Origin of the sequence: Streptomyces sp. TLI_146 (assembly GCF_002846415.1) — a bacterium.
In the GTDB taxonomy this organism is placed as follows: Bacteria; Actinomycetota; Actinomycetes; order Streptomycetales; family Streptomycetaceae; genus Streptomyces.
Map to the genome: position 1 here is coordinate 8,493,500 of NZ_PJMX01000001.1, position 24,910 is coordinate 8,518,409.

The 24,910-nt window shown below is 69.1% G+C and carries 25 protein-coding genes and 1 pseudogene; 13 read left to right on the forward strand and 13 right to left on the reverse strand.

All coding sequences use genetic code 11. The features are described from left to right. Positions 1–62 precede the first annotated feature (62 nt). From BX283_RS37760 to BX283_RS37785, 6 genes are all read left to right on the forward strand, one after another. The gene (locus tag BX283_RS37760) at positions 63–611 is read left to right on the forward strand and encodes an SgcJ/EcaC family oxidoreductase (RefSeq protein WP_101391870.1); all 549 of its coding nucleotides are present in this window, start codon (positions 63–65) and stop codon (positions 609–611) included. 303 nt (positions 612–914) lie between these two features. Then, positions 915–1,313: a nuclear transport factor 2 family protein gene (locus tag BX283_RS37765; protein WP_101391871.1), complete on the forward strand. Its 399-nt coding sequence runs from the start codon at positions 915–917 to the stop codon at positions 1,311–1,313. Beyond that, the gene (locus tag BX283_RS37770; protein WP_306822845.1) at positions 1,273–2,583 is read left to right on the forward strand and encodes a glycosyltransferase; all 1,311 of its coding nucleotides are present in this window, start codon (positions 1,273–1,275) and stop codon (positions 2,581–2,583) included. Before BX283_RS37765 ends, BX283_RS37770 begins: the two co-directional genes overlap by 41 nt. A 289-nt stretch (positions 2,584–2,872) precedes the next feature. Beyond that, positions 2,873–3,862, forward strand: a complete 990-nt coding sequence (locus BX283_RS37775; RefSeq protein ID WP_257584172.1) for a helix-turn-helix domain-containing protein — start codon at positions 2,873–2,875, stop codon at positions 3,860–3,862. Positions 3,863–3,928: 66 nt separating this feature from the next. After that, positions 3,929–4,810, forward strand: a complete 882-nt coding sequence (locus BX283_RS37780) for an NAD-dependent epimerase/dehydratase family protein (protein WP_101392838.1) — start codon at positions 3,929–3,931, stop codon at positions 4,808–4,810. Beyond that, entirely contained in the window at positions 4,803–5,669 is an 867-nt protein-coding gene (locus BX283_RS37785; RefSeq protein WP_257584174.1) for an MBL fold metallo-hydrolase, read from the forward strand. The genes BX283_RS37780 and BX283_RS37785 overlap by 8 nt, the downstream gene beginning before the upstream one ends. A gap of 219 nt (positions 5,670–5,888) precedes the next feature. On the opposite strand, the gene BX283_RS37790 is transcribed toward BX283_RS37785, so the two are convergent. From BX283_RS37790 to BX283_RS37800, 3 genes are all read right to left on the reverse strand, one after another. Continuing rightward, a complete protein-coding gene (locus BX283_RS37790) occupies positions 5,889–7,745 on the reverse strand; it encodes a DUF6528 family protein (protein WP_143676584.1) in 1,857 nt (618 codons plus the stop codon). 216 nt (positions 7,746–7,961) lie between these two features. Further along, the gene (locus tag BX283_RS37795) at positions 7,962–8,957 is read right to left on the reverse strand and encodes a helix-turn-helix domain-containing protein (protein WP_101391875.1); all 996 of its coding nucleotides are present in this window, start codon (positions 8,955–8,957) and stop codon (positions 7,962–7,964) included. Positions 8,958–9,327: 370 nt separating this feature from the next. Beyond that, positions 9,328–10,188 (reverse strand): hypothetical protein, encoded by an 861-nt coding sequence (locus BX283_RS37800; RefSeq protein ID WP_257584176.1) that lies wholly within the window; start codon positions 10,186–10,188, stop codon positions 9,328–9,330. A 471-nt stretch (positions 10,189–10,659) separates the two neighbouring features. On the opposite strand from BX283_RS37800, the pseudogene BX283_RS37805 reads away from it, so the two are divergent. After that, positions 10,660–11,016, forward strand: a pseudogene (locus tag BX283_RS37805) (IS5/IS1182 family transposase); the annotation flags it as partial. A 36-nt stretch (positions 11,017–11,052) separates the two neighbouring features. Here BX283_RS37805 and BX283_RS37810 read toward each other — a convergent pair. From BX283_RS37810 to BX283_RS37820, 3 genes are all read right to left on the reverse strand, one after another. Continuing rightward, the gene (locus tag BX283_RS37810; RefSeq protein ID WP_101391877.1) at positions 11,053–11,265 is read right to left on the reverse strand and encodes a DUF4287 domain-containing protein; all 213 of its coding nucleotides are present in this window, start codon (positions 11,263–11,265) and stop codon (positions 11,053–11,055) included. Between the two features lie 47 nt (positions 11,266–11,312). Continuing rightward, complete coding sequence (locus tag BX283_RS37815) at positions 11,313–11,885, reverse strand: dihydrofolate reductase family protein (protein WP_101391878.1); 573 nt, start codon at positions 11,883–11,885, stop codon at positions 11,313–11,315. A 161-nt stretch (positions 11,886–12,046) separates the two neighbouring features. Further along, positions 12,047–12,607 carry a dihydrofolate reductase family protein gene (locus tag BX283_RS37820; protein WP_101391879.1) on the reverse strand — a complete coding sequence of 187 codons (561 nt, stop codon included), beginning with the start codon at positions 12,605–12,607 and terminating at the stop codon, positions 12,047–12,049. Positions 12,608–12,766: 159 nt separating this feature from the next. Between BX283_RS37820 and BX283_RS37825 the strand changes: the two genes are divergently transcribed. After that, entirely contained in the window at positions 12,767–13,411 is a 645-nt protein-coding gene (locus tag BX283_RS37825; RefSeq protein ID WP_101391880.1) for a TetR/AcrR family transcriptional regulator, read from the forward strand. Between the two features lie 385 nt (positions 13,412–13,796). Here the strand turns inward: BX283_RS37825 and BX283_RS40200 are convergent, their stop codons facing one another. Next, complete coding sequence (locus tag BX283_RS40200) at positions 13,797–13,988, reverse strand: hypothetical protein (protein WP_143676586.1); 192 nt, start codon at positions 13,986–13,988, stop codon at positions 13,797–13,799. On the opposite strand from BX283_RS40200, the gene BX283_RS40915 reads away from it, so the two are divergent. The 3 genes from BX283_RS40915 to BX283_RS37835 all read left to right on the forward strand — a co-directional run bounded on the left by BX283_RS40915 (position 13,978) and on the right by BX283_RS37835 (position 15,386). Continuing rightward, the gene (locus tag BX283_RS40915; RefSeq protein WP_180357393.1) at positions 13,978–14,130 is read left to right on the forward strand and encodes a hypothetical protein; all 153 of its coding nucleotides are present in this window, start codon (positions 13,978–13,980) and stop codon (positions 14,128–14,130) included. The genes BX283_RS40200 and BX283_RS40915 overlap by 11 nt on opposite strands. 35 nt (positions 14,131–14,165) lie before the next feature. After that, positions 14,166–14,735 (forward strand): hypothetical protein, encoded by a 570-nt coding sequence (locus tag BX283_RS37830; RefSeq protein WP_143676588.1) that lies wholly within the window; start codon positions 14,166–14,168, stop codon positions 14,733–14,735. Between the two features lie 117 nt (positions 14,736–14,852). Next, on the forward strand, positions 14,853–15,386 hold the full coding sequence (locus BX283_RS37835) for a hypothetical protein (protein ID WP_143676590.1): 534 nt from the start codon (positions 14,853–14,855) through the stop codon (positions 15,384–15,386). 772 nt (positions 15,387–16,158) lie between these two features. Here BX283_RS37835 and BX283_RS37840 read toward each other — a convergent pair. Then, complete coding sequence (locus BX283_RS37840; RefSeq protein WP_101391883.1) at positions 16,159–16,836, reverse strand: hypothetical protein; 678 nt, start codon at positions 16,834–16,836, stop codon at positions 16,159–16,161. A gap of 620 nt (positions 16,837–17,456) precedes the next feature. Continuing rightward, positions 17,457–18,011 (reverse strand): hypothetical protein, encoded by a 555-nt coding sequence (locus BX283_RS37845; RefSeq protein ID WP_257584177.1) that lies wholly within the window; start codon positions 18,009–18,011, stop codon positions 17,457–17,459. Between the two features lie 594 nt (positions 18,012–18,605). On the opposite strand from BX283_RS37845, the gene BX283_RS37850 reads away from it, so the two are divergent. After that, entirely contained in the window at positions 18,606–19,055 is a 450-nt protein-coding gene (locus BX283_RS37850; RefSeq protein WP_101391884.1) for an SUKH-3 domain-containing protein, read from the forward strand. 961 nt (positions 19,056–20,016) lie between these two features. Here BX283_RS37850 and BX283_RS37855 read toward each other — a convergent pair. Together BX283_RS37855 and BX283_RS37860 are read right to left on the reverse strand one after the other, a co-directional pair. After that, complete coding sequence (locus BX283_RS37855) at positions 20,017–20,820, reverse strand: hypothetical protein (RefSeq protein WP_101391885.1); 804 nt, start codon at positions 20,818–20,820, stop codon at positions 20,017–20,019. Between the two features lie 182 nt (positions 20,821–21,002). Continuing rightward, entirely contained in the window at positions 21,003–21,767 is a 765-nt protein-coding gene (locus BX283_RS37860; RefSeq protein WP_101391886.1) for a hypothetical protein, read from the reverse strand. Between the two features lie 506 nt (positions 21,768–22,273). Between BX283_RS37860 and BX283_RS37865 the strand changes: the two genes are divergently transcribed. After that, on the forward strand, positions 22,274–22,579 hold the full coding sequence (locus BX283_RS37865) for a hypothetical protein (RefSeq protein WP_101391887.1): 306 nt from the start codon (positions 22,274–22,276) through the stop codon (positions 22,577–22,579). Positions 22,580–23,129: 550 nt separating this feature from the next. Here the strand turns inward: BX283_RS37865 and BX283_RS37870 are convergent. Together BX283_RS37870 and BX283_RS37875 are read right to left on the reverse strand one after the other, a co-directional pair. Next, positions 23,130–23,987, reverse strand: a complete 858-nt coding sequence (locus BX283_RS37870) for a hypothetical protein (protein WP_143676592.1) — start codon at positions 23,985–23,987, stop codon at positions 23,130–23,132. Between the two features lie 313 nt (positions 23,988–24,300). Then, the gene (locus BX283_RS37875) at positions 24,301–24,849 is read right to left on the reverse strand and encodes a PP2C family protein-serine/threonine phosphatase (RefSeq protein ID WP_257584179.1); all 549 of its coding nucleotides are present in this window, start codon (positions 24,847–24,849) and stop codon (positions 24,301–24,303) included. Between the last annotated feature and the right edge of the window lie 61 nt (positions 24,850–24,910).

Genomic DNA, 24,910 nt, shown 5'->3' on the forward strand with positions numbered 1-24,910 from the left:
GCAAGTCCCGGTTATGCCCGGATGCCCCCGCATACCCCACACACCGAGGAAGGAGGAACTGCATGAAGCCGCTTGTTGTCGGCGTCGCCGTTCCGCAGGAGGACATAGGCGCCGTCGTCACACTTGTCGCCCAGGTCGAGCACGCCCAGCAGAACGGGCTGCCGGATGCGTACACGGACCTGTTCTGCCAGGAGGCCGTGTGGACCCTTCCGCATGGCGACCCGCTGACCGGGTTGGAGGAGATCAACGCCTTCGCCCGCCGGTCGCTGCCCGGCACCGTCCGCCGTCCGCTGACCGTCACCTGTGAAGCCGAGTCCATCGTATTCATCCGGACCGACCTCGCGGCGGTCACGATCCGCCAACGGCCGATCACCCGCGACGGGCGGCGCCTTGATGAGGTGCTCCGCGGTCACGACGGTCCGAGCCGTCGCAGCAGGCCGTGCGACAGACCCAACGCGGCACAGCGTCGATGGGCATCGGTGGTGGCCGCCCACCCCGACGTGGCACCGGGCACGCCGGTGTACGTCTTGACCAAGCACGACGGCCGGTGGCGAATCGCCCTCGCCCAGAGCACCACGGCCATCGATCACGAGGCCCTCCAGGTGAACTGACCGGCGGTCGGGCACGCCACATACGCGCCCGTCAGGAACACCGACACACCAGACCCGGCGGATCGCGCCCGGGACCTTCCCTCTCAGACAGGAGCAGCGCACATGCACACCCCAGCCGACACCGCGGGCCGCGTCTGGTTTCCGGCGGCCCCCAGGCCAGGGCCTGGCCGGGTGCTACCGGCCGCCGGGACTGTCAGTTGCCGGCACCAGGACAGCGCTTGCGCCGGGGGGAAGGCGGGCTGCCTGGCCGGGCCCGCACGAGGCACGGCAGATGGATCATTCCACTTCCGAGGGGGTCGCAGCATGTCCTTCCGTTCCACGGCGGAGGTCGTCCACCGTTTCAACCGCGCCTTCATCGACCATGACGTTTCCTCACTCGCCGACCTGATCGCCGAAGACTGTGTGATGGAGGCGAAAGAGCCGGCTCCGGAAGGGACCCGCTACGAAGGCCGCGCCGCATGTCTGGAGTTCTGCCGGGCACTCGCCGAGGACCGTACGGGACGTTTCGACCCGGAGGCCGTGGTCGTCACCGGTGAACGGGCTACCGTCCGCTGGCAGTACCGCTTCGGCGACGGGCCTGCCGACTTCATGCGGGGCGTGACTCTGGTGCTCGTACGCGACGGGCTGATCGTCGAGTCCCTCGGATATGGCAAGACCACCAGTGACCTCCGATCGGCCGGAGCGGGAAGCCATGGAAAGTAAAGGATGTCCTGACCTGCGCGTGTTGTTGGTCGCGTACGGTTCGGAGGCGGATGTGGAACCGATGCTCGCGCTCGGGGCGGCTCTGCGAGGAGGCGGTGCGCAGGTGGTGGTGTGTGCCCCGCCGGACTTCACGGAGCTGCGGGAGGCGATCCACACCCCTTTGGTGGCGTCCGGCCAGTCGTCGGGCGCGATGGCGGCCGCCGCGGTGACGCGGACGACGGAGGACCGGCCGACGCGAGACCTGTCCGTGGGCGTGGCCCGGATGGTGGCCGCGGTGTATGACTCGGTCGTCACGGCAGCCGATGGATGTGACGTGGTGGTGACGACCGGTCTGATCCCGGCGGCAGCCGCCGCGCGGGCGGTCGCCGAGAACCTGGGCGTCCCTTACGTATTCGTCACCTCGTCCCCGGCCCACCTGCCGTCGCCGCACCATCCGCCGCTCGCGTGGCCGGGGCGGACGCTCCCGCCGGAGGTGACGGACAACCGGGTGCTGTGGGATCTGAACGGCGAGCAGGTGAACGCTTTGTTCGGTGAGGGGATCAACACCCAGCGGGCGGCGATCGGCCTGCCGCCGGTGGACGACGTCGGCGACCACGTCCTCACGGCGCGTCCGTGGCTGGCGGCGGACGCGGCCCTGAGTCCGTGGCTGCAACCGGCCGGTCTCGACGTTGTGCAGACCGGTGCGTGGATACGGCCGGACAACCGTCCGCTCCCAGCCGGCCTGGAGGCGTTTTTGAAGGCCGGCGCACCACCGGTGTACGTGGGCTTCGGGAGGATGCCCGTCGGTGACGGTGACGCGCATGGCACCGCTTGTGCTGCGGTCCAGGCGATCCGTGCTCAGGGCCGACGCGTCGTCTTCGGCCACGGCTGGCTCGACCAGGCGGTGACCGACGGCCAGCTGGACTGTTTCGCTGTCGGTAACGTCAACCCGCAGGCACTTTTCCCCCGGGTCGCCGCTGTCATGCACCACGGGGACGCGGGTACCACGACGACGGCCGCCTTGGCCGGCGTGCCGCAGCTGGTGGTACCGCAGACGCCGGACCAGGCGTACTGGGCGAGCCGGGTGGTTGACCTGGGCATCGGCGCAGCGCTCGACGGACCGAGGCTGACGTGCGCGTCCTTGTCGGTCGCACTCAGGGCGGCCCTGAACCCCGGAATCCAGGCACGGGCGGACGCCCTGTCGGTCACCATCCGGACGGACGGGGCGGCAGTGGCCGGGAAGTTGCTACGCCACATGCTCGGCCGGGGAAAGCCGCTGGCGGCGGCATGAAATGCATGGGGCCCGCCCATTCAAGAGGTCCCCGCCGTTCAGGAGCCACCGACGCACCGAACACGTCCGCTCGCGTTCTGCGGCACCTCGTGGGGCAACTCGCTGCTCCGGGCGGGTCCGGCACCCGGCCTGGCCCACACCAAGGACGAAGCAGGGACGGATCTCTGACACGCCGCAGACCTGTGCATTCGTCAAATCAACGCGCAAGAAGATCACTTCAAGGGGGACGTCAATGGCTGTGGAGGCAGGAGGTCGGATGTGGACACGGGCGTCCGGCCGTGAGGTACCGGTGGGCGAGAGGTTCGACTGGTTCACCGAGACGGTGTCCACGGATTTGTTGCCCGTGGAGATCAAAACCGATCGGGCGAGTGACTTCCACGCCGATATCGGGGCGGTCGATCTGGGCGCACTCACGGTGTCGACACTCGAGTTCTCGCCCGTGTGGTCACGCCGTACTCCGGCGCACATCAGGCGGGGCGACCCCGAGCAGTACCAACTCACGCTGCTTCAGAACAACGCGATGAAGGCCTGCCAGCTCGGCCGGGACTCCGGCCTGATCGTCGACGGGTTCATCGTCACCAACACGTCGGTCCCGCTGGAGTGCGAGACCGACCGCGACGGCGGACCGGTACGCGCGATCGTCCTCCAGATCCCGCGATCGGAGCTGCCGCTGGGCGCTGGGCGCGCCGACCGTCTCGTTGCCCGTCGGCTTCCCCGGACCGGCCTCGGCGCGGTGATGGCCGATTTCCTGACGAGCCTGCGCGACAACGGCGCGGATTGCCGGAGCGAAGAGCGTCTGGCTCTCGGGCGGGTGGCCCTCGACCTGGCCACGGCCTACCTGGCCGAGCAACTCGGCGCCCTTGAGGGCACTTCACCTGAGATCCGTGCCCGTGCTCTCCTGGAGCGGGTCAAGGTCTTCATCGAACGCAACCTGGGGGACCTCGACCTCACCCCCCAGGCGGTCGCCGACCACCACCACATCTCGCTGCGCGGTCTCTACGCGCTGTTCGGGGACGAGGGCGTCGCCGCCTTCATCCGGACCCGCCGCCTCGAGCGTTGCCGCGCAGACCTCGCCCGGCCGGAGCTGCGCGCGATGCCCATCCAGGCGATCGCCGTTCGCTGGGGCCTTTCCAACGCCACCGTCTTCGGCCGCGCCTTCCGCCAGGCCTATGGCCTGACCCCCGGCGAGTACCGCCGCCTTGTGCTGGGCTCCGGCTTTGCACGCGCAGTCGAACGATCCTGCACGCTGCGTCGACCGCTGCCCCTTGAGTGCGCCTAGATTCTGTTTCCGCAGGTGAGGCGGGAAGCATCACGTGCACAGGACAACGAACAAAGGGGATTGGACGTGAAGGTACTCGTCCTGGGTTCCACCGGATACGTCGGGTCGGCCGTGGTGCGGCGGCTGACGGTGGAAGGCCACCAGGTGGTCCACTTCTTGAAGGACGTGAGCCGCCGGCCGGCCGGGGCACCGATAGTCGTGGGCGACCTGACCGATCCGGCCTCGCTGCGGGCCGCCGTCACCGACGACATCGACGCGGTGATCAACCTCGCCACGCCGACCGGCGACGAGGCAGTGGACGCTGCGGCTGTGGATGCGCTGGCCGAGCGGCTGCGCGGCTCCGGACGGGCCTTCGTCTACACGAGCGGCGTATGGGTGCTCGGCGCCACCGGTGACGCGCCGGTCGACGAGGACGCGCCCACGAACGCCATCGCCATCGTCGGCTACCGCCCGCGGATCGAGCAGCGGGTGCTGGGCACGGGCGGAGACGACGTACGAGCCGTCGTTGTGCGTCCCGGCATCGTGTACGGCCGCGGTGGTGGCATCCCGGGGCTGATGACCGGCTGGGCGCGCGAGCACGGCACCGGCCGGTACGTCGGTTCGGCCGCGACCCGCTGGCCGATGGTGCACGTGGACGACCTCGCCGTCCTGTTCGTGCTGGCGGTGACCAAGGCCGTTGCGGGCGGCATGCTGCACGGCGTGGCGCACGAGGCGGTGCCGGTCGCGGCACTGGCCGCAGCCGCCGACATCGCCGCGGGCGGCAGCGGCCGGGCCGAGCCCTGGCCGCTGGAGCAGGCGGCCGAGGCAGTGGGCGCTCCGTTCGCCGAGGCGCTGGGCCTGAATCAGGTGGTGTCCGGGCAGCGAGCCGTCATCGAACTCGGCTGGCAGCCCAGCCGCCCGTACGTCCTGACCGAGCTGACCGAGCTGACTGGGGGAGACCGTGGCTGACCTCACCGGTTCGACGCTGCCCATCTGCCGCACCTGCGGCACGCAGTACGCCACCCCGCGCCTCGACTGCCCGGTCTGCCTGGACGAGCGCCAGTACGTGGGACGCGACGGCCAGCAGTGGACCAGCCTCGCCGAGTTGCGCGCCGAGGGTCACCGGGGCCGCTTCGAGGAGCAGGGTCCGGACATCGTCGGCATCGGCTGCACGCCGGATTTCGCCATCGGCCAGCGTGCCCTGCTGCTGCGCACGGGTGCGGGCAATGTTCTGTGGGACTGCGTGCCCTACCTCGACGACGCGATGATCCGCGAGGTGCGGGAGCTCGGCGGCATCACCGCGATCGCCATCAGCCACCCTCACTTCTACTCCGCCATGGTCGACTGGGCACACGCCTTCGAGGTCCCGGTGTACCTCCACGAGGCGGACCGCCGCTGGGTCGGCCGCCCCGACCCCGCTCTTCGCTTCTGGAGCGGACAGACCCACCAGCTGACCGACGAACTGACGCTGATCAACCCGGGCGTCCACTTCCCGGGAAGCACGGTCATGCACTGGAACACCGGCCAGGGCGCCCTGTTCACCGGCGACATCGTCAACGTCGGCCCCGACCCCCGCTGGGTCAGCATCATGTACAGCTACGCCAACCACATCCCCGAACGCCCCGACGCCGTCCGCGCCGCCGGCAAACTGCTCGCGGGCTACCGTTTCGACCGGATCTACGGCGCCTGGTGGGACCGCGTCGTCACCGCCGCCGGCAACGAGGTCCTCGCCCGGTCCATCGAGCGCTACCTGCGGTTCGAGCAGGCACTGCCGACGGAGAGCAGCTCATGGATCCCGCAAGATCACGCCACACGAAATAGCCTGTGACTCCCTGGCCGAGCCGACGGCCAGGGAGTTGATACGGCAGCTCCGGCGTGGACCGGCCGCGGGCCACCAGCCCAGAACGGCGATCGCACGCAGTGCGGTCAGCGGGAGCGACCCGTCCTCCTTCGGGTCGCTCCCGCTGAGCCCTATGCATCCCATCCTTGTCTGCGCTAACGCAGGCCCGCTGTACCAGTCCTTTGAGGGCCGGTCGGCGGGGACCGGTCACTGGTAGCTCGGCACCATCCAGCGGGCGCGGTAGTGCTGGCTCTGGTCCCACCAGCGTGCCTTCCGCGTGTCGCCGCCGGTGGTGACGAACCGCAGCCAGGACGTGGTGTAGCTCGGGTTGGTGTTGGACCCCTCGCAGCCGTCCGCGCAGGTCGTCAGCCGCTCCCCGGAGACCGGGTCGTTGCCGATGCTCTTCACCAGCGGCTGTACGTTGAGGGCCGCTTCGGCCGCGTAGTCCGTGCACCAGCGTTTCTTGTCGCTCACCTGCGTCTCCAGCGGCCAGCGGCTGGAGCCCTTGTAGCACTCGGTCAGGCCCGACTTGGAGAACTGCACGATCCCGGCGTTCGCCCCCACCCACAGGCGGTCGGGGTTGCCGTACACGGGCTCCAGGTCGTGGCCCCAGGCCTCGGCGGGCTTGCCCTGGGAGATCTGCTGCGGCAGCGGGAAGGACTCGCCGTCCTGAAGCGTGCCGGTCGCCGTGTCGTAGCCGTAGCGGACCAGCGCACGGCCGCCCACCGCCCAAAGCGACTGGGTGGAAGGGTCGTACAGCACCTCGTGGGCCTCTTCGAGGGGTTTGGTGGACAGTGCCTTCGCCGGGCCGGGGGTCGGGCTGGTGGGGTCACCCGTGGCCCGCGCGTACACCTGGACCGTGTCCGACCCGCTGGACGCGATGGCGATGTTCCCATCGGGCAGCAGCTCGGCGCCGTGCACATTGGTGACGTCGGCGTCGCCCACGTTGTAAGCCCACTTGTAGCCCGACAGGGACGGGTAGGGGATCACCCCGACGAAGCCGCTGTTTCCGTCCGCGACCACCATGACCTGCTTCGCCGGGTCGCCCTCGCCATACGCGCCCGCGGGCCGCAGCCGGTGGTCCGTGCCTCCGCCCCAGCCGCGGGCGGTGGGGAAGAGTTTCTTGTCCGGGTCCGGGACGGAGTGGTAGGCGTCGGGGACCCAGCGCTGGTACGGCCCGTCGGAGACCTTGCCCGAGCCGAACAACTCGATCGCCGGGACGTCCGCCGGATAACCGCCGTTGGGCACCGCCTTGCTGTTGCCCGCGCTCACAACCGGCGAGCCCTCGTCGAACTCGACCTCCAACGTCGGCGCGTTGTACGCCGCATCGCAGGCGTAGACGGACGTGCTCGGGTTCATGGAGCAGAAGTCTTTGTACGCCTTGCTGTCGAGCTCTCCCGCCGACAGCTGGATGCCGTAGTTGGGCAGCGGGGCGGTGGTGCTGGTCCAGGCGCGCACCATCGCGGTGACGTCCAGGCGGTGAATGCCGTTGGAGGACTCCGGGTCGTACGGGCGTGCCACGTCGGGGCAGCCGGAGCTGCCCAGGCCGAAGTTGGCGGAGGCCTGATAACCGGGGGTGACCGCGGGCCGGGTGGCCCAGGTGACGGTCTTCTCGTTCCACGCGGCGGCGATCGGGTCGGCGTACATCCACCAGCCGTCACAGGAGCCGGTGTACGAGTTGTACAGGCGCAACGTGGCGCTCTTGATGGCCGCGCCCTTGAGCCGCGCGACCTCGAACTGCACGTAGCTGCGGTAGCGGGTCGTCCCGTTGTCGGGCGTGCCGATGTGCAGGACGCTTCCCGCTGAGTGGTCGCGGGCGTCGGTGCTGCTGACGTACGTGTCCTGCACCCGTTTGATGAGGTTGCGCGGCCCGCTCTGTACGACGGGCGAGACCGCGGGCGTGAGGGTGTAGGCGTCCTGCGTAGGGGTTTCGGTCGCGGTGGTCGCGGTTTCAGCGGATGCGGTGGCCGCTGACACCGTTCCGAGGAGGGCGAGGGCAAGGGCGACCGCCCCGCCGGACATGAGGCTGCGTATGCCCTGCCGCCGCATCGAGTTTCGTCTCACTTCGTAGCCTTCGGCTGCTCTGTGGCCCCGCCTTGAGGCCGGGGCAACGCTACAGGGCGAGGGGAGGGAGGAGTATGCGACTGAGTTGTGGAAGAAGGACTTGCTGATCTTCGGACCACGACGCACCCCTCCACTCGGCTGGCCGCAGGAGTTTCACCTGGCGCGGTTACCGTGACCTGGCCGTGCGTGCACACACCCAGCACCAGGCACATCCACTCAAGCGCCGGAGGCTGCGCGGTGTTCGCCGGGGGTGAGCCCGTATACCTTCCGGAACGCACGGCCGAAAACGGTGGCGCTGGTGAAGCCCCAGTGGGCCGCGATGGCCTCAATGGTGCGGTGGCTCAGTTCAGGGCGGGCCAGTTCGGCGTGGCAGCGGGCCAGCCGGCGTCGGCGGATCAATTCGGCGACACTCATCGGCTGGTCGCGAAAGAGTGTGTAGAGGCCGCGCAGGGATATGTTGTGCCGGTCGGCAATGGCTTGGGGCGTCAGTTCGCGGTCGTCGAGGTTGTCGTCGATGAATTGAAGTACGCGCTGGAGCATCACCTGGGCGTGTGCCTCGGCCGGTGTCTGAACCGGTTCCTCGTCCCGGGCCCGGGCCCCGAGCCGCTGCGCCAGACATGCGGTGGCAAGGTCGAGGGCGACTGAGCCCAGGCGGAGCAACTCGTCGGGTCCGCATCGGGGGCCGTGGCGCTGCAAGGAATGCAGGAAGTCGGCCAGGATCTCGGCTGTCCCTCCGTCGGCTCCCGGATGCACGGAGGCGGGTTGGGCGAGGATGCGGTCCACCCTGTCGGACCGTAGGGGCAGGATGGTGCGAGGGATCTGCAGCACGATCGCCTCGACCGCCCCGTAGTCGCTGAAGCCGATGTTTTCGATCGGGCGTGAGGTGTCCGTCAGGACGAGGCCTCCCGCCACCTCGGACGCGTTGCGCAACTGGACGACGTTGAAGGCGCCCTGGGTGGCGAGGGCCAGTTGATACGATCCCGGATCGTCCCGCCGGGCGGGGGTCGTCGTGCGTCGTGAGCACACCCGCGACAACACGACCGATGAAACCCTCACCGGGCCGAGGCTCAGCCGGGTGTGCTGGGCTTGGGCGTCTGACGTGCGGTGGGCGCTGGGTGGTGCGGATGTCAACTCGCTCGGCACCATCTCACAGAACCAGCCTGACCCGTCGGGCGACGCCCTTTTTTCATCAGAGGCCGCGGACCGCCCCATGGCATCCTCCTTGCTCGCGGCGCGACCTCAGCCGGCTGGTCACCGACGGCCCCGCAGCGACACTCGCACTGGCAGCAATGGATTGACTGTCCGGCACCAACCCCGTTGCGGGGTCCGGCATTCCCTTCTATCAGGCTCCCCAGGGCTCTCCAGGGAGACGGACACCCTGCCGCGATCCGTGTCCGCCGGACACGGGCTGCAACCGGCCCAGGTCGACGCCTTGGACCTGGGCGATCAGCTCCATGCGCCGGACCAGGTCCGCGGCCGACGCCGCGTCAGGCCGCGGCGCAGGCCGCTGTCCGCCCTCTTCGTCGCCCGTTGCCATCCACGCCCCCCGTACTTCCGACGGCTCCGCCGCACACGATATGGCTCATTCGGGGGTGGGGTCCTCGGCGGTGAGGCGGGCCAGGAGCGCACGGGCCTCCCGGTTGCGGGGATGGGCAGGGTGGAGGGAGCGCGCACAGGCGCTCACCGCCTGGCGAGCGGCGGCTTCCGCCTCTTTGCGGCGGCCCAGACCGTCCAGGGCGGTGGCGGCGAGGACGTCCACGGCTCCACCGGCCGCCCGGCCTCCGGCGGCGGCGGGCTCGCGTGTCTCGGCCAGCGCTTCCTCGTAGCGGCCCTGACCGTTCAGGCTGGAGGCCAGCGCACGGTGGAACGCGCCTGCTCGGCGCTCGTCCGCGCGCGGCAGGTTCCCGCGGGCGACGGCTTCCGCCTCCTCGTGGCGTCCCTGGGCGTTCAGCGCCGCGGCCAGTTTGGCCAGTGTCAACAGTTCGACTTCCCACACCTCCGCGAGGTGTGCGAGGCGGACGGCCGCGCGCAGGACGGTCCGCGCCTCGGCCTCGGCCTCCTCGTGCCGCTCCGTCTGGATGAGGATCTCCACCCGGTGGGCGCGGAGGGTGAGCAGGAGCGCCTGGAGCGTCGGACCGGCGCCAGGGGCCCGCGTCAGATCCGTGATCAGCGCTTCCACCTCGGGGAGCACTTCCTCGCCCCGCCCGTGGGTGAGGGCCGCGGTCACGGCCAGAGCCCTGGCCAGCCATGACGCGAGCTCGTGGTCCGAGCCCCGGACGGGCGGCATCGCCGCGACGAACCGTGCGCCCTCCTCGGCCTGCTCGAACTCCTCCGCCGCGTACAGCTCCCGGGCCTGGTCCAGGACCGCGTTGTGAGAGGGCGCCAGTCTGCCCGCGGTCCGACTCTGCCGAAGGCGGCGCCACTCTGCTCGTATCCCACTCACATCGAGGGAGACTACGCGACGGGTGGAGAGCACTGCGACAAACGGGACGGCGGGCGGGGCCCGGCCCATGTACCTGTAAGGAGACCGCAGGGGCGGTCAATCCCCAACTGTGCGCAACTTCTCCGTCGTCACTGCCGGATGCAAGGCGTCCCGACGATGTGGGCAGGGAGCGGGGCATGGCGAAGCGCCTGGCCGCTGTCTGATCTCCCCACCCGGGCACGCCGGGATCCCTCGCTTGGTCAGGCTGCGGCAACGTGGGGGCGTACGCCCCGGCGAAGGTCCAGGCGACGGCGTGCGCGGAACACTTCCCCCTGGCCGAGACGGCCCGCGGGGCCAGGGGCGCGGCCAACCCGGTGGTCGACGTGGCCGAGGCGCTGATGCCGGCGGTGGCGGAACAGGATGCGGCGGCGGCCCGGCCCCCGAACGGCGGCGCTGGCTGTGGTCTGTCGCCGGGAGGGGGAGGGGCACCGGGAGCGCGTCCGCGTTCCCCGCCCGGGTGGTGGCCGTGCGCGTACTCGGCCGGACCGCTTGTGCGCGGACGGGGCCTGCAGTTGACGCCGCAACCGCCGCTCCCTGCGCCGACGGCAGATCAAGCGCACCATCCCCGAGCCGAAGGACCAGCGGGCCAACCGCCAGCTTCGCGGGCGTGCGGGCGGCCGGGGCCCTGCGTGGTTTGACCGGTCAACATACCGCCGCAGGAACGAAGTCGAGCGCACGATCTTGGCGGTCAAGGGGGTTGGGGCCGTCGCCACCCGATACGAGAAGCGGGCGCACGTCTTTCACGGCACCGACACCGTTGCCGCGATCCGGCTCTGGCTCCGGAGCTGACCGCCGCGGACCTCTCCTGGACGTCCCCGGGGAGGTTCACTCCCCGCTTGCCTCGGCGAGGGTGTGGGCCACCAGAGCGTTGGCGTGGCCGTGGCCGAGGCAGTGTTCGGTCTTGAGCCAGGTCACGAGTTCCATGTGCTTGGTCAGCGGCGAGGCGCGGATGAGGTCCTTCCATTCGGTGATCGGGCGGCCGTACTTCTTCTCGATGGAGGGGAAGTAGCTGGCAGGGCCTTTGACTGCGGTGCTCATGTCGGGGGTCCGATCCTTCTTTGCGTGCTGAGGGTTGGGGTACTTCGTCAGCGGACTACGTCGAAGACGTGCTTCTGCAGGCCGTTGGCGTATGCCTCGTGCTCGACCAGCTTCAGCTTCTGGGTGTCCTTGTCCGTGGCGCTGAACAGCCGCTTGCCCGCGCCGAGCAGGAGCGGGAAGACGAGCAGGTGGTAACGGTCGATCAGGCCGGCATCCGAAAGGGCCTGGTTCAGCGAGGCGCTGCCGTGGACGATGATCGGGCCGCCCTCGGTCTCCTTCAGCGCGGCGACCTCGTCGAGTGAACGCAGGATTGTGGTCGGGCCCCAGTCGGACACCAGGTCGCCCTCGGAGAGCGTGGTGGAGACGACGTACTTCGGCATCACCTTGTAGTCGGCGAAGTCCGCCATGTCCGGCCACACCGGGCTGAACGCCTCGTAGCTGGTGCGGCCCATCAGCATGGCGGTGGCTTCCTGCTGTTCCCGGCCCTTGATCTCGAACGCCTCGGGGAGGAACTCGATGTCCTTGAAGGTCCATCCGGAGTTGCGGTAGCCGGGTTCGCCGCCCGGGGCTTCCACGACGCCGTCGAGCGAGATGAACGCGGTGCTGATCAGGGTGCGCATTGTCAGGTTCCTCGGTTTCTCGTGTCTGGGTGCAAGAAGCTCAGCGGGCGCGAGGTGCGGTCGTACTCGTTGGTGCGGTGCTCCAGCTGTGGTCTATGACTGCTGGCCGCGGAGAATCTCATCGGTCGCCGACCGCCCGTCAGGGCGCCGGGGCGTAACGGCTAGTTGGCCCGTTCGTGGCGGAGGAGGACCACCTGGGAGTCGAAAGTCCGGGTCTCCGCCAGGGTCATGTCGAACTGCCGCTGCGGGGTGGTGAAGACGGGCTTGCCGCCGCCGAGCACGACGGGGTGGACGAAGATCTGGTATTCGTCGATCAACTGGTGTTCGGTGAGGAAGCCGGCCAGCGCGGAGCCGCCGAACAGCAGCAGATGGGCGCCGCTGTCCTTGAGAGCGGTGAGCTCCTCGACGACGTTCGTGTTGATGACGCGGGTGTTCCAGTCCGCCTCGGTCAGCGTCGAGGAGACGACCACCTTCGAAGCCTTGCGCCAGACGGGCGCGAAGGCGAGGTCGTGCTCATGGGTGGAGAACTCCTCGGCGCGGGGCCAGTAGCCGGACATCATGTCCCACACCACTCGGCCGTACAGGAAGACGTCGGCGCTGTCGGTGAGCGTCTGCGCGTAGGCGGACAGTTCGCCGTCCATGCGGGGCCAGTCGAACTCTCCGTTCGGGCCCTCGATGAAGCCGTCCAGTGACTGGTGGACGAAGTGTGTGATCTTTCCCATGAGTACTGGGTCCCCCTGGCGACAGGTGCAGGGACGGTCATCGACCGCCCTTGTGTACGATGTCCACATTCGGGGGTGCAGTGATCCGCCCCCCGAGTGATCATGCGAGAGCCTAGACGAACTAAGTGGATGCTGTCCACATTGGAGGCGGCGGCAATCATGGCAGTGCCGGGGAACGAGAAGACCAAACGGGGCACCTATCGCCACGGCGACCTGCGCAACGCCCTGATCGCGGCCGCCCTCGAACTCGCCCGCCAGGGCGGCCCGGAGGCCGTCGTTCTGCGCGCCGCCACCCGGCAGGCCGGGGTCGTTCCCAACGCCGCCTACCGGCACTTCGCCGACCGCGACGCCCTGCTCCACGCCGTCTCCCAGGCCGCCATGGCCCAGGTCGCCCACACCATGGAGGCCGAACAGGACGCCCTGCCGCCCACCGAGACCGCGGCGGCCGCCGCCCGGGCCCGCTTCCGCGCCGTCGGCACCGGCTACCTCCGCTTCGCCCAGGAAGAACCCGGCCTGTTCCGCACCGCCTTCCACGTCCCTGGCGACATGACCCACGCAGCCGCCGACACCGCCGCGGGCTCCACCGGCAAGACACCCTTCGAGCTGCTCGGCGACGCCCTCGACGGCCTCGTAGACGCCGGACTCCTGCCCGAAGACCGGCGCCCCGGAGCCGAGTTCCTCGCCTGGTCCGCCGTCCACGGACTCGCCGTCCTCCTCATCGACGGCCCCCTCCGCGGTCTCCACCCCACCCAAGCCCACGACGCGGGCCAGCAGGTCATCGACATGATCGAACGCGGCATTTGACACCGTCAGGCCCAGCAGAAATCCTCACCCCCCCCTCGACCCGTCAGACAGGCTCTAGCGGGAGTCGGCGGTACGTCATGCTGCTCGCATCCTCTGTCTAGGAATGCAGCTTCGTGAGCAATGGATCCTGCGGCGATGGCGTTTTCCGCAGTTGTGTGACGTCGGTTGCGAAGTTGATCACTGAGTAGGGGTACTCATGTGCCTGCTCACCTGCTGCTCAACGGTGTTGATGTTGGTGCATGGCAGGGCGGGGCGAGTGGGGAAGCGATACGGGGTATGGGGTTCTTCGAGGCGGAGTGGGCAGCCGGCAAGGCTGCTGGGCAGCAGCCTGTGGCGATGCGGCTGAACCGGGCAGATGACGTCCGGTCGGCGGGGGCGGCGGGGATCAGGATCTGAGCTCGAAGGCGGGGCGGCAGACGACCGCGGCCAACGACATCGAGACGGATTTCGAGCCGAATACGAAGAAGGCCGGCGACTGGGCCAAGGAAGCCACGGTCGCCGCGGCGAAGACGTTCGACGGCTGGGCGACCGAGGCAGGGCTGAAGAAGGCCGAGGAGACCTGGGGGATGCAGGTCAAGGCGCTGATGGGGCGGCTGGCCGGGGAGAAGTCCGCGCTCCGTGGCACGAACAGCCTGTTCATCAGGAACGACCAGGGCATCGGTGACGAGCTGGCCCGTCAGTCCAGGCTGCATCAGCTGTCGCAGCCGCCTCACAACTAAACGCGGGGGACGCGATGTTGACGTACGAGCAGGTCATGAAGATCGACTTCGGTCAGCTGAACACCGCCGCCGACAAGTGGGAGTCGATGGCCGGGGAGTTCAAGAAGTTGGAGGACCGCTACAAGGACCGGGTGCAGCCGGTGAGCCTGGACGGTACGTGGACCGGTCAGGCTTCGCTGTTTTCCCGCCCGAACTTCCCTACCACCCGGCATGAGTATGCCTCCGCGCAGGTGGAGGCCAAAGCGGTGGCCTCGCTGCTGCGGGACGCCTATGCCCACTTCGTCGACCTGAAGAAGAGGGTGGAGCATGCCCGGCAGGACGCGATCGACGCGGGGATGAAGGTCTCGGAGACCGGGGCCATGAGTTTTGACTTCAGTAAAGTATCGGCGGCCGAGGCGAATACCATCCGGCACGATCCAGACCTGCACAGCACCGAGATGTCGTGGAGCAAGCGCATCGACGACGCGGTGCGTGCGGTCGACGACGCCGACCAGGGACTCAAGACCGCCCTTGAGGCCGTCGTCGTCGACATCGATCTGAAGGACGGGAACTTCAACGGCTTCAACGGCAAAGCCAGTGGCGACGTCGAGCACTACGAGGGCTAGGCCGCGGCCGACCTCGCGCGCAAGGTCAACGACGGCAAGAAGCTGACACCGCAGGAGGCGGCCCGCTTCGAGTCGCTGATGCGGGACAACTCCCACGACACGGTTTTCAGCCAGACCATGCTTGCCAGCCTCGGGCTCGACGGGACCCTCACCTTCACCAACCACCTCAGCGACTGGAGCCACTCCGGAAGCGCCACCGACAAGAGCACCTACGCCGGACTCCAGACCCAGCTGGCGACCACGCTGTCCACGGCAACCAAGGACACCAACTCACCCTTCTACAAGGAGTTCCGGAACGGGCTCAAGAAGGCGGGAGTCCAGAAGTACGACCTCGACGCGGCCGGCAACAAGATCGCCGTCGGCACCGGTCACGGCCAGCAGGTACGTGGCTATCAGTCTCTGGTCACCCTCATCCAGCAGGGCGACGGCTACTCGGACCAGTTCCTCAAGGACATGGCCGACGACATCCGCACGGCCGAGGACAAGAAGCGGGGCGGAAACCCGGACATCTGGGACCTGCGCGGGGACTTCAGTGATAAGAAGGACGGCGGTTGGTTCGCCAACGATCCCCTCGACGGCGTGCTCGGCATCATGGCCAAGGACCCCGCCACCGCGACCGGTTATCTGGACCCGGGCCTGGGACAGAAGTAACGACGCTCTCAAGTACCTGCTCACCGAGCGCGACTGGAACCACGTCGACACGTCCGACTGGACCGGCAACATTGAGCGGACCGGCAAGGACACCTTCGACAAGGACGTACGGGCAGGCCTCGGCCTCGCGCTGGAGGCCGGCACGACGGGCAACCGTCCCGGCGCAGACGGCACCCCGTTCGGGCGCCACTCCGTCGAGCAGACCCGCATCATGCACAGGGCACGGCGGACCGCATGGGCCTAGCGCCGCTGCTGGTGGACGCGGCACGGAAGGTCGCGAAGCGTGCGGGTGGCGACGTCTACTTCACCGCCCGCTGGAACACCGCATACGGCAACGCCCTGCGCGAGAACACAGGCGGTGACGTATCCAAGGCCGCCACCTCCGACGCGCCACCCTCCAGAACTTCCTCGACGCAGCCGCCTGCTCCCACTCCTGCCCGAGCGTCTCCTTGGGCAAATGAACCTGTCGATACCGCAGCCTCTGCGGCACGCGGACGCGTCGTCGTGGGGTGGGCCCGGACAGGCATAGCGGAGCTGGTGGTGTCCACCGAGACGACGATCACCGGCGTCAAGTGCGGTAACAGCGCGGAGAGTTCGTTGTCACACAAGGCGAGGATGCCCGTTGACCTGCATTCCGACAGCTAAGTCGGCGAACTGGCAGCGCAGTCAGGCCGTCCTTCATGCTTACTGAGCGTAGAGAACTCCATGATCACGTGGGGCGTGAGCTTTCTGATACGCGCACCACCTCCCGGGTGCCTATTGCCGGTGGGCCTTAGCTGGATGAGATGCGCTGGACTTCCAGCAGTTGGGTGGCGTTGATACGGCCGTCCTCCAAGGAGAGGAGCCAGGGCAGCAGTTGTGGAGTGGCGTGCAGCTCGTCGTAGAAGCCGAGATGGAGGTCGGCGAGCTCGTCTTCGATAAGCCAGTAGTCGAGCGCGTCGCTCAGATGCAGGTCCGCCGCCTCGGTGCGGGTTTCGGCCCACAGGGCCAGCCAGGGGGCAAGGGTGCCCGTGGTGACCGCGAGTGCTTCCAGGATATCGGTGATATGCCCCGTAATCGGGTGGGAGTGCAGGACGGAACGCCACCAGGCGTGCCAGACCTCGTCTAGGGCTATGTGTTCCGGCGCCGACCAGTTGCGCCACCCTGCGGCGAGCAGCCGCGAGGCGACCAGGCCGTGGTCGAGCTGGTCGGCGATGAGGAGGTGGACGATGCGGGGCATCAACCGGCGGTACAGGCCGGGAAAGTTGTCCCAGTGGTCGGGCGTCTTGAGCGCGACGGAGAAGAGCAGCTGGTCCGGTACCCGGTGCACGGCCCCGCCCAGGACTTCGAGATCGGCTTCGGTGTAGCAGTGGGTACAGCCGCCCACCGAGAACGGCAGCCCGGAAAGTGGTGCGAAGGCGACGTCCAGGGCCTCAAGTGCGTCCTGGAGTTGCTGCTGCGGGTTGGTCATGGATGTGCCTGACGAGACTCCGTCCGGACATGCCGGAGAAGAGAGCGACGCTACCACGGCACCGGCTTCGTCGGCCCCGGCGCTCTGACGGCCGTGGCTGCCAGGAAGGCCGCCCGCGCGATGGCTCGCGCCGCCGCTGTGCCGTTCCGTGGAGACGAGGAGTGGTTCGAGGCGGCAGGCATCATGGTCGAGGTGATCTGGCGCCCCGGTGCGGCTGCCGGGCTGCGACCGCTTGAGGGGCGCCGCAATTGCCAGGACCACCTGGCGCGCCTTATAGACGGCCAGATCCCGGACGCTGAGGACAGGGCGAAGTCCGCTGCCTCGACCGTGCAGGTCGCGTCTGTACGGTCGAGGCGACCGCGAGCTGGACCGGTCGGGACTGTTTTCAGACCACGACTCCCTACGGACCGGCTTACGTGCTGTTCAGCAGGGCGCTGCCGCCTGGCATCACGGATGAGGTGTTTCGTGAGTTCTAGCCTCACCGGCAGAGGATTGGCCAGGAACAACAGCCTGTTCGACGTCGATCGCGTCAGGTCCGCACCTCGTCGCCTTCGGCAGTGCGTTCCTCATCGGAGTGTTCTGGGTCTGACGGGGCCGTCACAGGGGGAGGCCGAGGCGGGTCACTTCTTGCGGGGGACGTTGAAGTAGTACCCGAGATAGTTGGATGAGGCGAGGTGGAGGGCGAGGAGGGTGCCGTAGCGGGCCCGTGCGGTTGCCAGGCTGAGCGGGGTGTGCGGGTTGATCGAGCAGCGTTCGTAGATGGTGGACGCGGTGGCCGGGAAGCACGGCAGGGGTTCCTTGATCTGGTGAGGGAGGGGGTCTGGCTGGTCCCATGCGATCTCAATCCCCGGGGCTTGAAGGAGTGGAGCGCTCATGAGGGTGCCGTCCGGGTTTCGGCCGTGTGCGCGCTGGTAGTCGAGTGCGTAGGCGATGGCCTGGTCGGCTTGTGGCTCCCAGGGCGCGATGCGGGCCGCCCCGATACGGGCAAGAACATCGGTGAGGTCTGCGCGGACCCCGAAGTAGACGTCCGCGTCCATGCTGCACTCCAGGACGTTGCGGGAGGGGTTGTTCTCGAAGACCGAGTGCTTGGTCGGCCTGGCGCAGGAGTCACGAAACCGCGTGAGGACGTGTTCCAGTCCCTCCACGGCCGTCAGACGCCCGATCACGGCACGCATGCCCTGCTCCTCCGCTGTCCTGCGGGACGCGGCCTGGGGGGAGGTGGCCTGTGTGCGCAGTTCCTGCGCGGCCGGCTCGCGTGTGCACGCGGTTGCCAGTCCCGCCAAAGACAATGCCAGCAAAAGCCCGCCCGCCTGTGTGCACGACTCGCGGCCGCGGCGCCACCGGTCCGCCATGCCCGTCATATCCCCACCTCCGTACCCACCTTCCAGCACGGAAAGGGGCCCGCACATGAGTACGCATACTCACGCATGGCCGGGACCTGCCACCGGCCCTCGGACCCGCCTCATGCCACCGGAGCCCCTGGGCCGACCCGCACTCACGGTCCGTCCCCCGCTGACTGACCGGCCCCCGCCACACCGCAGCCGGCGCCCTCGGGACTCACTGCGCGGTGCGTGCTGTCTCGGTACGGGCTGGCGGCACGCCATGAGAGGGCCTGCCCCCTTCGCCGTTCTGCGGGGCTTCGCCGCCGTACCTGCCGAACGGGCCCCGCTGCCAGGGTTCTTCGTGTGGTGCGGTCGCACGCTGTACTGGCTCGGCAGGTCTGCTGAGATGATCGCTTTCTCTTTGGGCTGGGCGGGAGTTGGTCTGTGATGAGCGAGTGGTCGCCGGAAGTGCTTGAGGTACTGCAGGCCTCAGGATGGGCGCCTGGCAGGCGGGTCGACACGGCTGGCTGGCGATCCATGTTCGAAGGGGCCGGCATTGTCATGCACGATGCCGCGGAGAGGTTCCTCCAGGAGTTCGGGGGGCTGGTCGTGGCCCATGGCGGCCCGGGGATTAGCCGGGCTCGCGAGCCCTTCGAACTCGATCCGGCGCTGCTCTGGGGAGAGGAGGACCGGTTCTGCGAGTGGAGCGACGAGTTGGGGAGAGAGCTCTTCCCTCTCGGTGAGCTCGATCACGGCCGCTTCTTTCTCGCCATCGACGAGGATAGTGAGATCTACCTGGTCGAGACCTGGGTCGCCAGGTTCGGGACCATGTCACACGCCCTGGAGAACCTGATTCTCGGAGTGATGCCCCGCACGGTCAACGACGGACACCGATAGAACGATCAGGCATGACGCGGGGATCACGTGGCGAGCAGGACACGCCGCGGACGAGCTGGGGCAGTTTTCCACGGGGAGCAGCGAGCCGGGGGGCGTGCCGGTGCCTGGCCCTGCTGTCCTGGGGCGGGGTGGGCGCGGGGTAGGCGGCCCGGCCGGGATGGTTTCCCGGCCGGGCCTTCTGTTTATGGTGTGGCCATCCCTTCCCCGCTGCGTGCCGCGATGTCCAGCTTCTGCAGGGCCTTCAGTGCCTGGGCGAGAACCTCGGAATCCGAGGTTGAGGAGCAGTCAGTGCCAGCATCGTCGGTGAACGTCCGGTATGCATGCTTTTGCTGTCGAGCCCACGCCTGTGCAGTTCGCTACTTGGCTTCAGGAGCATTACCGCCTTGCCACGGAGGGCGGCCAGCCGTAGCCCGAGGCACAAGTGGAGCCGCTGCTCGGCCTGCTGAGGCAGCGTCACACGGCCTCGGTCGAGCACCGTACTGAGCCTTCGGCCGCGCTTGGCGGGGAGGAGGGGAGGGATGACGCCTCAGACAGCGCCGGGCCGGGGCTTAAAGGTGGGCCTGACGCGGCCACCAAGGCCCGTCGTCGTCGAGCCCGGCGGGCCTGCCGCGCGCGTCCTGGGCCTGCAGGGGCATGGTGACGTGGTCTACCACCCTGGGATGGTCAGAAGGGCCCGTTGTCGGGGAGCCGTCCCCGGTGCGGCCTGGGCGTGGGCATGGGGCGATCCGCCCGTGGCCGGGCAGGCGGCGTCGGCGGGCGGGTGTACATCCGGCCCGAGGGGCGGTATTCGGTGCGGGGGAGTGCCGCCGTCGAGGCTCCTGGCCGGGACAGTGAGGACAGGACGGACATCTGCCCGGGGGCCAGTGGTTTCAGCCGCGCCCCCTAACCCGATGCGCGCGACGCCCGTGGGCACCCGCGGATGCGGCAGCCGTAGCACCACCCCGGCTGCGCCCCGCCGCCGTCACGCGCCGGGCAGCGACGCGGCGACCCGACGCAGTTCCTCGGGGTCCAGTGGCCGCCCGTCCAGGATGAGGTACCAGTGCCAGTTCCGGTCGCGCCAGTGGTGCACGTACTGGTTCGGGTCCTGCATGCGGCCAACTTCGTAAGGTGGCGCGTCCAGCGGGAGCCGTACGAGCTGGGCGCCGCGCAGCCGGTCCTCGGGGCCGGGCTCGACGAGGTCCAAGTCCACGACGACGAAACCGGTCTCCGGATCCCCGTCATAGGGGAAGGGGCAGTCGCCGAGGCGGCCGGCCGGCCAGTGGGCGGGCAGCGGAAGCGGATGGGTTCGGTAGTGGGCGTCGAGCTGCTCCAGGGCGCGGATGCGTTCGCGGCGGCGCGCGGCGAGGCCGGGGCCCCACCGGAAGTGGGCTTCGGGCAGTGCGCCGAATGTCAGGTCGGTGAGCTCCTCGGCGTAGTCGTGCGCCGGTGCGTACGACTTGAGCAGGATTCCCGTGTCGGCGTCGACGATGAGATGGAGTTCGCCCGGCGGGGGCCCGGTGCGCAGGACGACTTCCCAGGCGCGGCGTCCGTCGTGCCCTACGGCCCGCGGGGACCGTATGAGGGTGGCGTCGGCGAGCAGCGGGCTGTGGGCGCAGAGGATGAGGCGGGCGGGGGTCGGGTCGAAGTCCCAGGGGTAGGAGGCATCGTCGGTGGGAAAGTGCGGGCCGGGGCGCTCGGCCCGGGGAGCCGTCTCCTCGTCGGTCAGTACGATGCCGTCCGCCGTGTCGAGGCGCCACTGGTGCGGCGGCCTGAAGGCGAACCGCACGGCGGTCCGCGCCGGACAGGGAGGTGGCCACGAGGGGGTTGTCTGTCTGCGGGGACGGAGCGCGGTGTACCTCCCGTGAAGAGCCTGTCCCGGTGCGGCGTCGAGTTGCTGCCGCAGGACTTCCCAGTCGGGCACGGACACCATGCGCTCCTCCCCTTGGTGCTCCTCTGGACTCTACGGGCTCAGTCTCCCGTGCCCGAGGTGGGACACAGTTTCTCCGTGCCGCCCTGCTGCATGCACACGTCCCATCCGCGGAACTTCTCGCCGTAGCGGCCGTCGTCGCCGATGGCACGCGTACCATCGGCGAACGTGACATCCACGTTGACCATGGGGAACTTGATGGCGGGGAAGGTGCCCATGCTCTTGAGGAACCGGACGCCGTCGTAGGCGACGTCATTTGCGGGGCCGTCGGCGCCGTCGTCACGCCAGGTGCTGCACGTCTTGTCCCGCTCGCCCTTGATGTTCACGCCGCACTCGTAGGAGTAGTCGGCGAAGTACGAGGGGGGACCGGACCACAGGGACGTGTTGATGATCATCATCCATGTCTGGCCGCCGCGGAGCTGTTCCTCCAGCCTGAGGCGCACCTGCTGGATCGCGCTGCATCCGTCGAGGCCGCAGCTCGCGTCGATCGCGTAGACGTAGGACGACCGGTAGCGGTAATCGGTGATGGGGCGCTGGTTCTTGTCGCGTAACTTGTAGCCGGTTGGCGTGTCTGTGTACGGCTTGATACGCGTCCCGGTCAGTTGGGCGCGAGCGTTGGCCGGCAGCGCGCTCACCGGCGTGGACTTCGTGGTGCTGAGCGGTTGGTCGGAGAAGTACACGATGTGCTTGGTTGCGGGTGCTGCCGGGTGGGCGCCCGTGTCGGCGGACGCCGCCTGTGTCGTGCCGACGAGTGCCGCCGCGGCGAGGGTCAAGGCCGCGCCGACCGCAACGATGTGTCTGGACATGTTCGCTCCCTGGTGTGTGCGTGTGGGCTTGCGCGCTTTGCCGTGTACGGCGGCGCGGGTGGTTCGTTGGCCACCTCGGCAGCGTAGGAAGGTTTGCCAGGGGCGTGAGAGTGCGGAATGCGTCAGACCAGCCCCCTGCGATGTGACGTCACCTTGATGAGCCACTTTGCAACTGCCCATCAGCGGAGCTGAGTTGACCGATATCGCCCTGTGGTCGGCGGCGCGGACGGGCCTAATGTGCGGCGGTGTTGAGGGCGCGCCGCGAGCGTCCATGACGCGCGGCGACGACAGGGATTCGGAGGCCTCCGTGCAGCGACGTGCGGCAGCGATCGGTGTCACCTTGGCGGGGGCGGCCACCCTGTTCGCCATCTCGGCGCCCCGGCCGCGGCCGGGCCGGCCCAGCGGGGCGCTTCTACCCCGGTGGTCGTGGGCTTCTTCGCGCCCCGGCCCCTGGCTCAGGGCAGTACCATCTCGAGGGGCATGCTGCCCCCGCAGCCCGTTCCCTCGTGGGCGGAACACCTGCGGCCAGAGCCGGTTACGACGCCGACGTACCCAGCGGATACCGCCTGCGCGGCGGCGGCGCCGACGGTGCCGCGTCAGGGCCGGTCGGCGACCTCACCTCGGTGTCCTTCAGCATGGGCGCGTTCCCCGTCACCAAGTACCCGATGGTGCGCCTCGACGTCGAATTCGCCGACGGGACGCGGGCGATCGGTGACGACGGCGATTTCGGTGAGAAGTTCCGCGGTTGGGACGTGTGCATGCGCCAGGGCAGCCCCGAGACGCTCTGCGCGACGACGAGCGCGCGCGACTGAATCCGCCGCGTGACCGGGTGTCATGCTTGCATCCGAAGACCCGGCGCAGGTTCCCGCCGCAGCCGCCGCAGCCGCCGCACGATGGTCCACGCCAGGTCGTGGCTGTCGGTCCCCCCGACCAGCGAGGCAGCCATCGCCGTCAGAGGAGCCAGTCGGGTGAGGTTGGAAAGCCCGCAGACAGCGTGCGCCGTGTCCCGCCCTGCCGGGCCGTTCGGCCGGTCGGCACCGGTCAGGAGATGTCTGTGCCGGTGAGTTCGCGCAGCATGGCGGTGAAGGCTTTCGCGTTGCACAGGATCGCCCGGGAAGCGTTGGGCAGGGGATGGCCGCCGATTTCTGCGCTGGGGCTACCTGGTCCGACGCCCTGTTCGGTGCCCTTCGCCTCGTACGCCTCCTCCGACGCCGCAACGAAGTCCCGCCTTGTCGTACAGCTCGGTCTTCGTCAGCGACTGGAGCAACTTCATCCTGCTGCTCCCCGCGCAGGCGAGGGGGCGGCCGGGCAGGCCGACGAGTGGAGCTGATCCGGCAGTCCGAGTCAGCCGGGATCGGTTGCTTAGTTGTCGGCTGGGCCGGGGGCCATCGGGCTGTCGGCCGCCTGGCTGGCGGCTCGTTCCGCGCGGAGTTCTTCGGCGACCTCGTAGGCCCGGCCCGGCTCGTAGACGGTGACCGAGGTGCCAGGGCTGTGCATCGCGTATGCCCGGGGTGTGTACTGGTAGCTTTCGATGCCGCGCTGGGCGGCTATGTCGTCGACTTCGCCGACGGGTACCCGCCACTGCTCGGCGGTGTGGGACAGGGTCCACCACTCGTCCGGACGCAGGAAGTCGCGCTTGACCTCCGTCTGACGCTCTATCGCCACCTGGGCCCGGCCGAGGTGCTCGGTCAGCCAGCCGGTCAGCGCCTGTGCGTCGACCCGAGAGAGCGGTGCGGACGTCGGCGGTTCGCATTCCACCGTCTGGTTGCGGGTGTGCAACACCACCTTGATCGACTGTCGCTGCCCCAGACTGAGTCGCTCGATGACGACGACTCGCTGCAGATCAGCCAGCGCCATGGTCGATGAACGCAGAAAGCGGGCGATCACGACCTGGGCCGGAGTTGCCAGGGGGCGGAGCTCGACCCACCGCACGGTCATGGAGACCGTGACGTACAGCGTGGCTACGGCGAGCAGGACCACTGCGAGGACTGTGAGCGCCATGAGCACCCAGAAACCGCCCCAGACGGCTGAGCTCCCCGAGAGCACGGCGGTCACCAGAGCGGCCAGCAGAAGTGGGGCCGCGACCATCGACGGGACCATGATGCTCGCGCCCAGCGCGACGGCCAGCTCGCGGGGCCGACTGGGCACGAACACCAGCCGCCATCCGGCTTTCACGGGTGAGGCAACTTCCGCCAGCGGGCCGGGACGCCGAGTTTCCATGGCTCAAAGGTAGGGCCCTGCAAGGGAGTTCATAAGGCTCCGGTGGGCCGTATCTTGTCGAGGGCGGGGAATCGCAGGCGACCGGGTGTGAGCCCGCCAGGCAGGTGTAGGGGACCGCCACGGGCTTGGGGCCTGGGAGGCGTGCGCCAAGGGCCATGGCCCGCCAGTACGCCATGCGCACGGCCTCGCATGGGTGTACGCCGCCGCGCTGGTTCTGTGACCGTGGAACCCCGCAGGCCCCGCAGGCCCCGCAGGCCCCGTAGGGGCGTCGGGCGTCGGGCGAGGGGTGTGGGGCCCCCTTGCGGTCGCGGTGTCACCGGGTCGGCTCTGGCCGGGCGGGCGTGCGGGCGACGAGGAGAGCGATGTCGTCGGCGTGGACGGAGGCCATGCCGGTGAGGAGCTCGTCGCAGAACGTGTCGAGGTCTTCGCCGGCGAGGGCGGCGGCGTGCTGCCGCAGGCGGGTCAGGCCGTGGGTGAGGTCCTCGCCGCGGCGTTCGATGAGCGCGTCGGTGTACATGAGCGCGGTGGAGCGGGCGGGCAGGGCTTCGGCGGCGTCATGGCGCGCGAGCGTGGGGTCGACACCGAGGAGGAGTCCGCGGCCTCCCTTGAGGTAGCGGGTGTCGCCTTCATGGGTGATGAGCAGGGGCGGCGGGTGGCCGGCGCTGGAGTAGGTGAGGGTCCGACTTCCGTCGTCCCCCTGGTCGAGGAGGGCGTAGAGGCAGGTGGCTGTGATGTGGGGGAAGAGCGACTGGTGGGCGAGGTCGAGGCGGCGCTGAAGGCGTTCGGCGATGTGCTGCATCTGGCGGTGCAGCCGGGCGTTGTCCACGTCGAGAGCGATGCGGTGGGTCAGGTCCTCCACCATGGCGAGGTCGTCGTAGGGTGAGCGGGGCGCGGTCGGCGGAGCGGCCGATGGTCAGGGCGCC

Bases quoted from the DNA above. Each gene is read 5' to 3' on its own strand.
- BX283_RS37760 (WP_101391870.1), top strand. From the start codon at position 63: ATGAAGCCGCTTGTTGTCGGCGTCGCCGTTCCGCAGGAGGACATAGGC.
- BX283_RS37765 (WP_101391871.1), top strand. From the start codon at position 915: ATGTCCTTCCGTTCCACGGCGGAGGTCGTCCACCGTTTCAACCGCGCC.
- BX283_RS37795 (WP_101391875.1), bottom strand. From the start codon at position 8,957: ATGGGGCGGTCCGCGGCCTCTGATGAAAAAAGGGCGTCGCCCGACGGG.
- BX283_RS37810 (WP_101391877.1), bottom strand. From the start codon at position 11,265: ATGAGCACCGCAGTCAAAGGCCCTGCCAGCTACTTCCCCTCCATCGAG.
- BX283_RS37815 (WP_101391878.1), bottom strand. From the start codon at position 11,885: ATGCGCACCCTGATCAGCACCGCGTTCATCTCGCTCGACGGCGTCGTG.
- BX283_RS37820 (WP_101391879.1), bottom strand. From the start codon at position 12,607: ATGGGAAAGATCACACACTTCGTCCACCAGTCACTGGACGGCTTCATC.
- BX283_RS37825 (WP_101391880.1), top strand. From the start codon at position 12,767: ATGGCAGTGCCGGGGAACGAGAAGACCAAACGGGGCACCTATCGCCAC.
- BX283_RS40915 (WP_180357393.1), top strand. From the start codon at position 13,978: ATGCAGGTCAAGGCGCTGATGGGGCGGCTGGCCGGGGAGAAGTCCGCG.
- BX283_RS37830 (WP_143676588.1), top strand. From the start codon at position 14,166: ATGAAGATCGACTTCGGTCAGCTGAACACCGCCGCCGACAAGTGGGAG.
- BX283_RS37835 (WP_143676590.1), top strand. From the start codon at position 14,853: ATGCTTGCCAGCCTCGGGCTCGACGGGACCCTCACCTTCACCAACCAC.
- BX283_RS37840 (WP_101391883.1), bottom strand. From the start codon at position 16,836: ATGACCAACCCGCAGCAGCAACTCCAGGACGCACTTGAGGCCCTGGAC.
- BX283_RS37845 (WP_257584177.1), bottom strand. From the start codon at position 18,011: ATGCGTGCCGTGATCGGGCGTCTGACGGCCGTGGAGGGACTGGAACAC.
- BX283_RS37850 (WP_101391884.1), top strand. From the start codon at position 18,606: ATGAGCGAGTGGTCGCCGGAAGTGCTTGAGGTACTGCAGGCCTCAGGA.
- BX283_RS37860 (WP_101391886.1), bottom strand. From the start codon at position 21,767: ATGTCCAGACACATCGTTGCGGTCGGCGCGGCCTTGACCCTCGCCGCG.
- BX283_RS37870 (WP_143676592.1), bottom strand. From the start codon at position 23,987: ATGGAAACTCGGCGTCCCGGCCCGCTGGCGGAAGTTGCCTCACCCGTG.
- BX283_RS37875 (WP_257584179.1), bottom strand. From the start codon at position 24,849: ATGGTGGAGGACCTGACCCACCGCATCGCTCTCGACGTGGACAACGCC.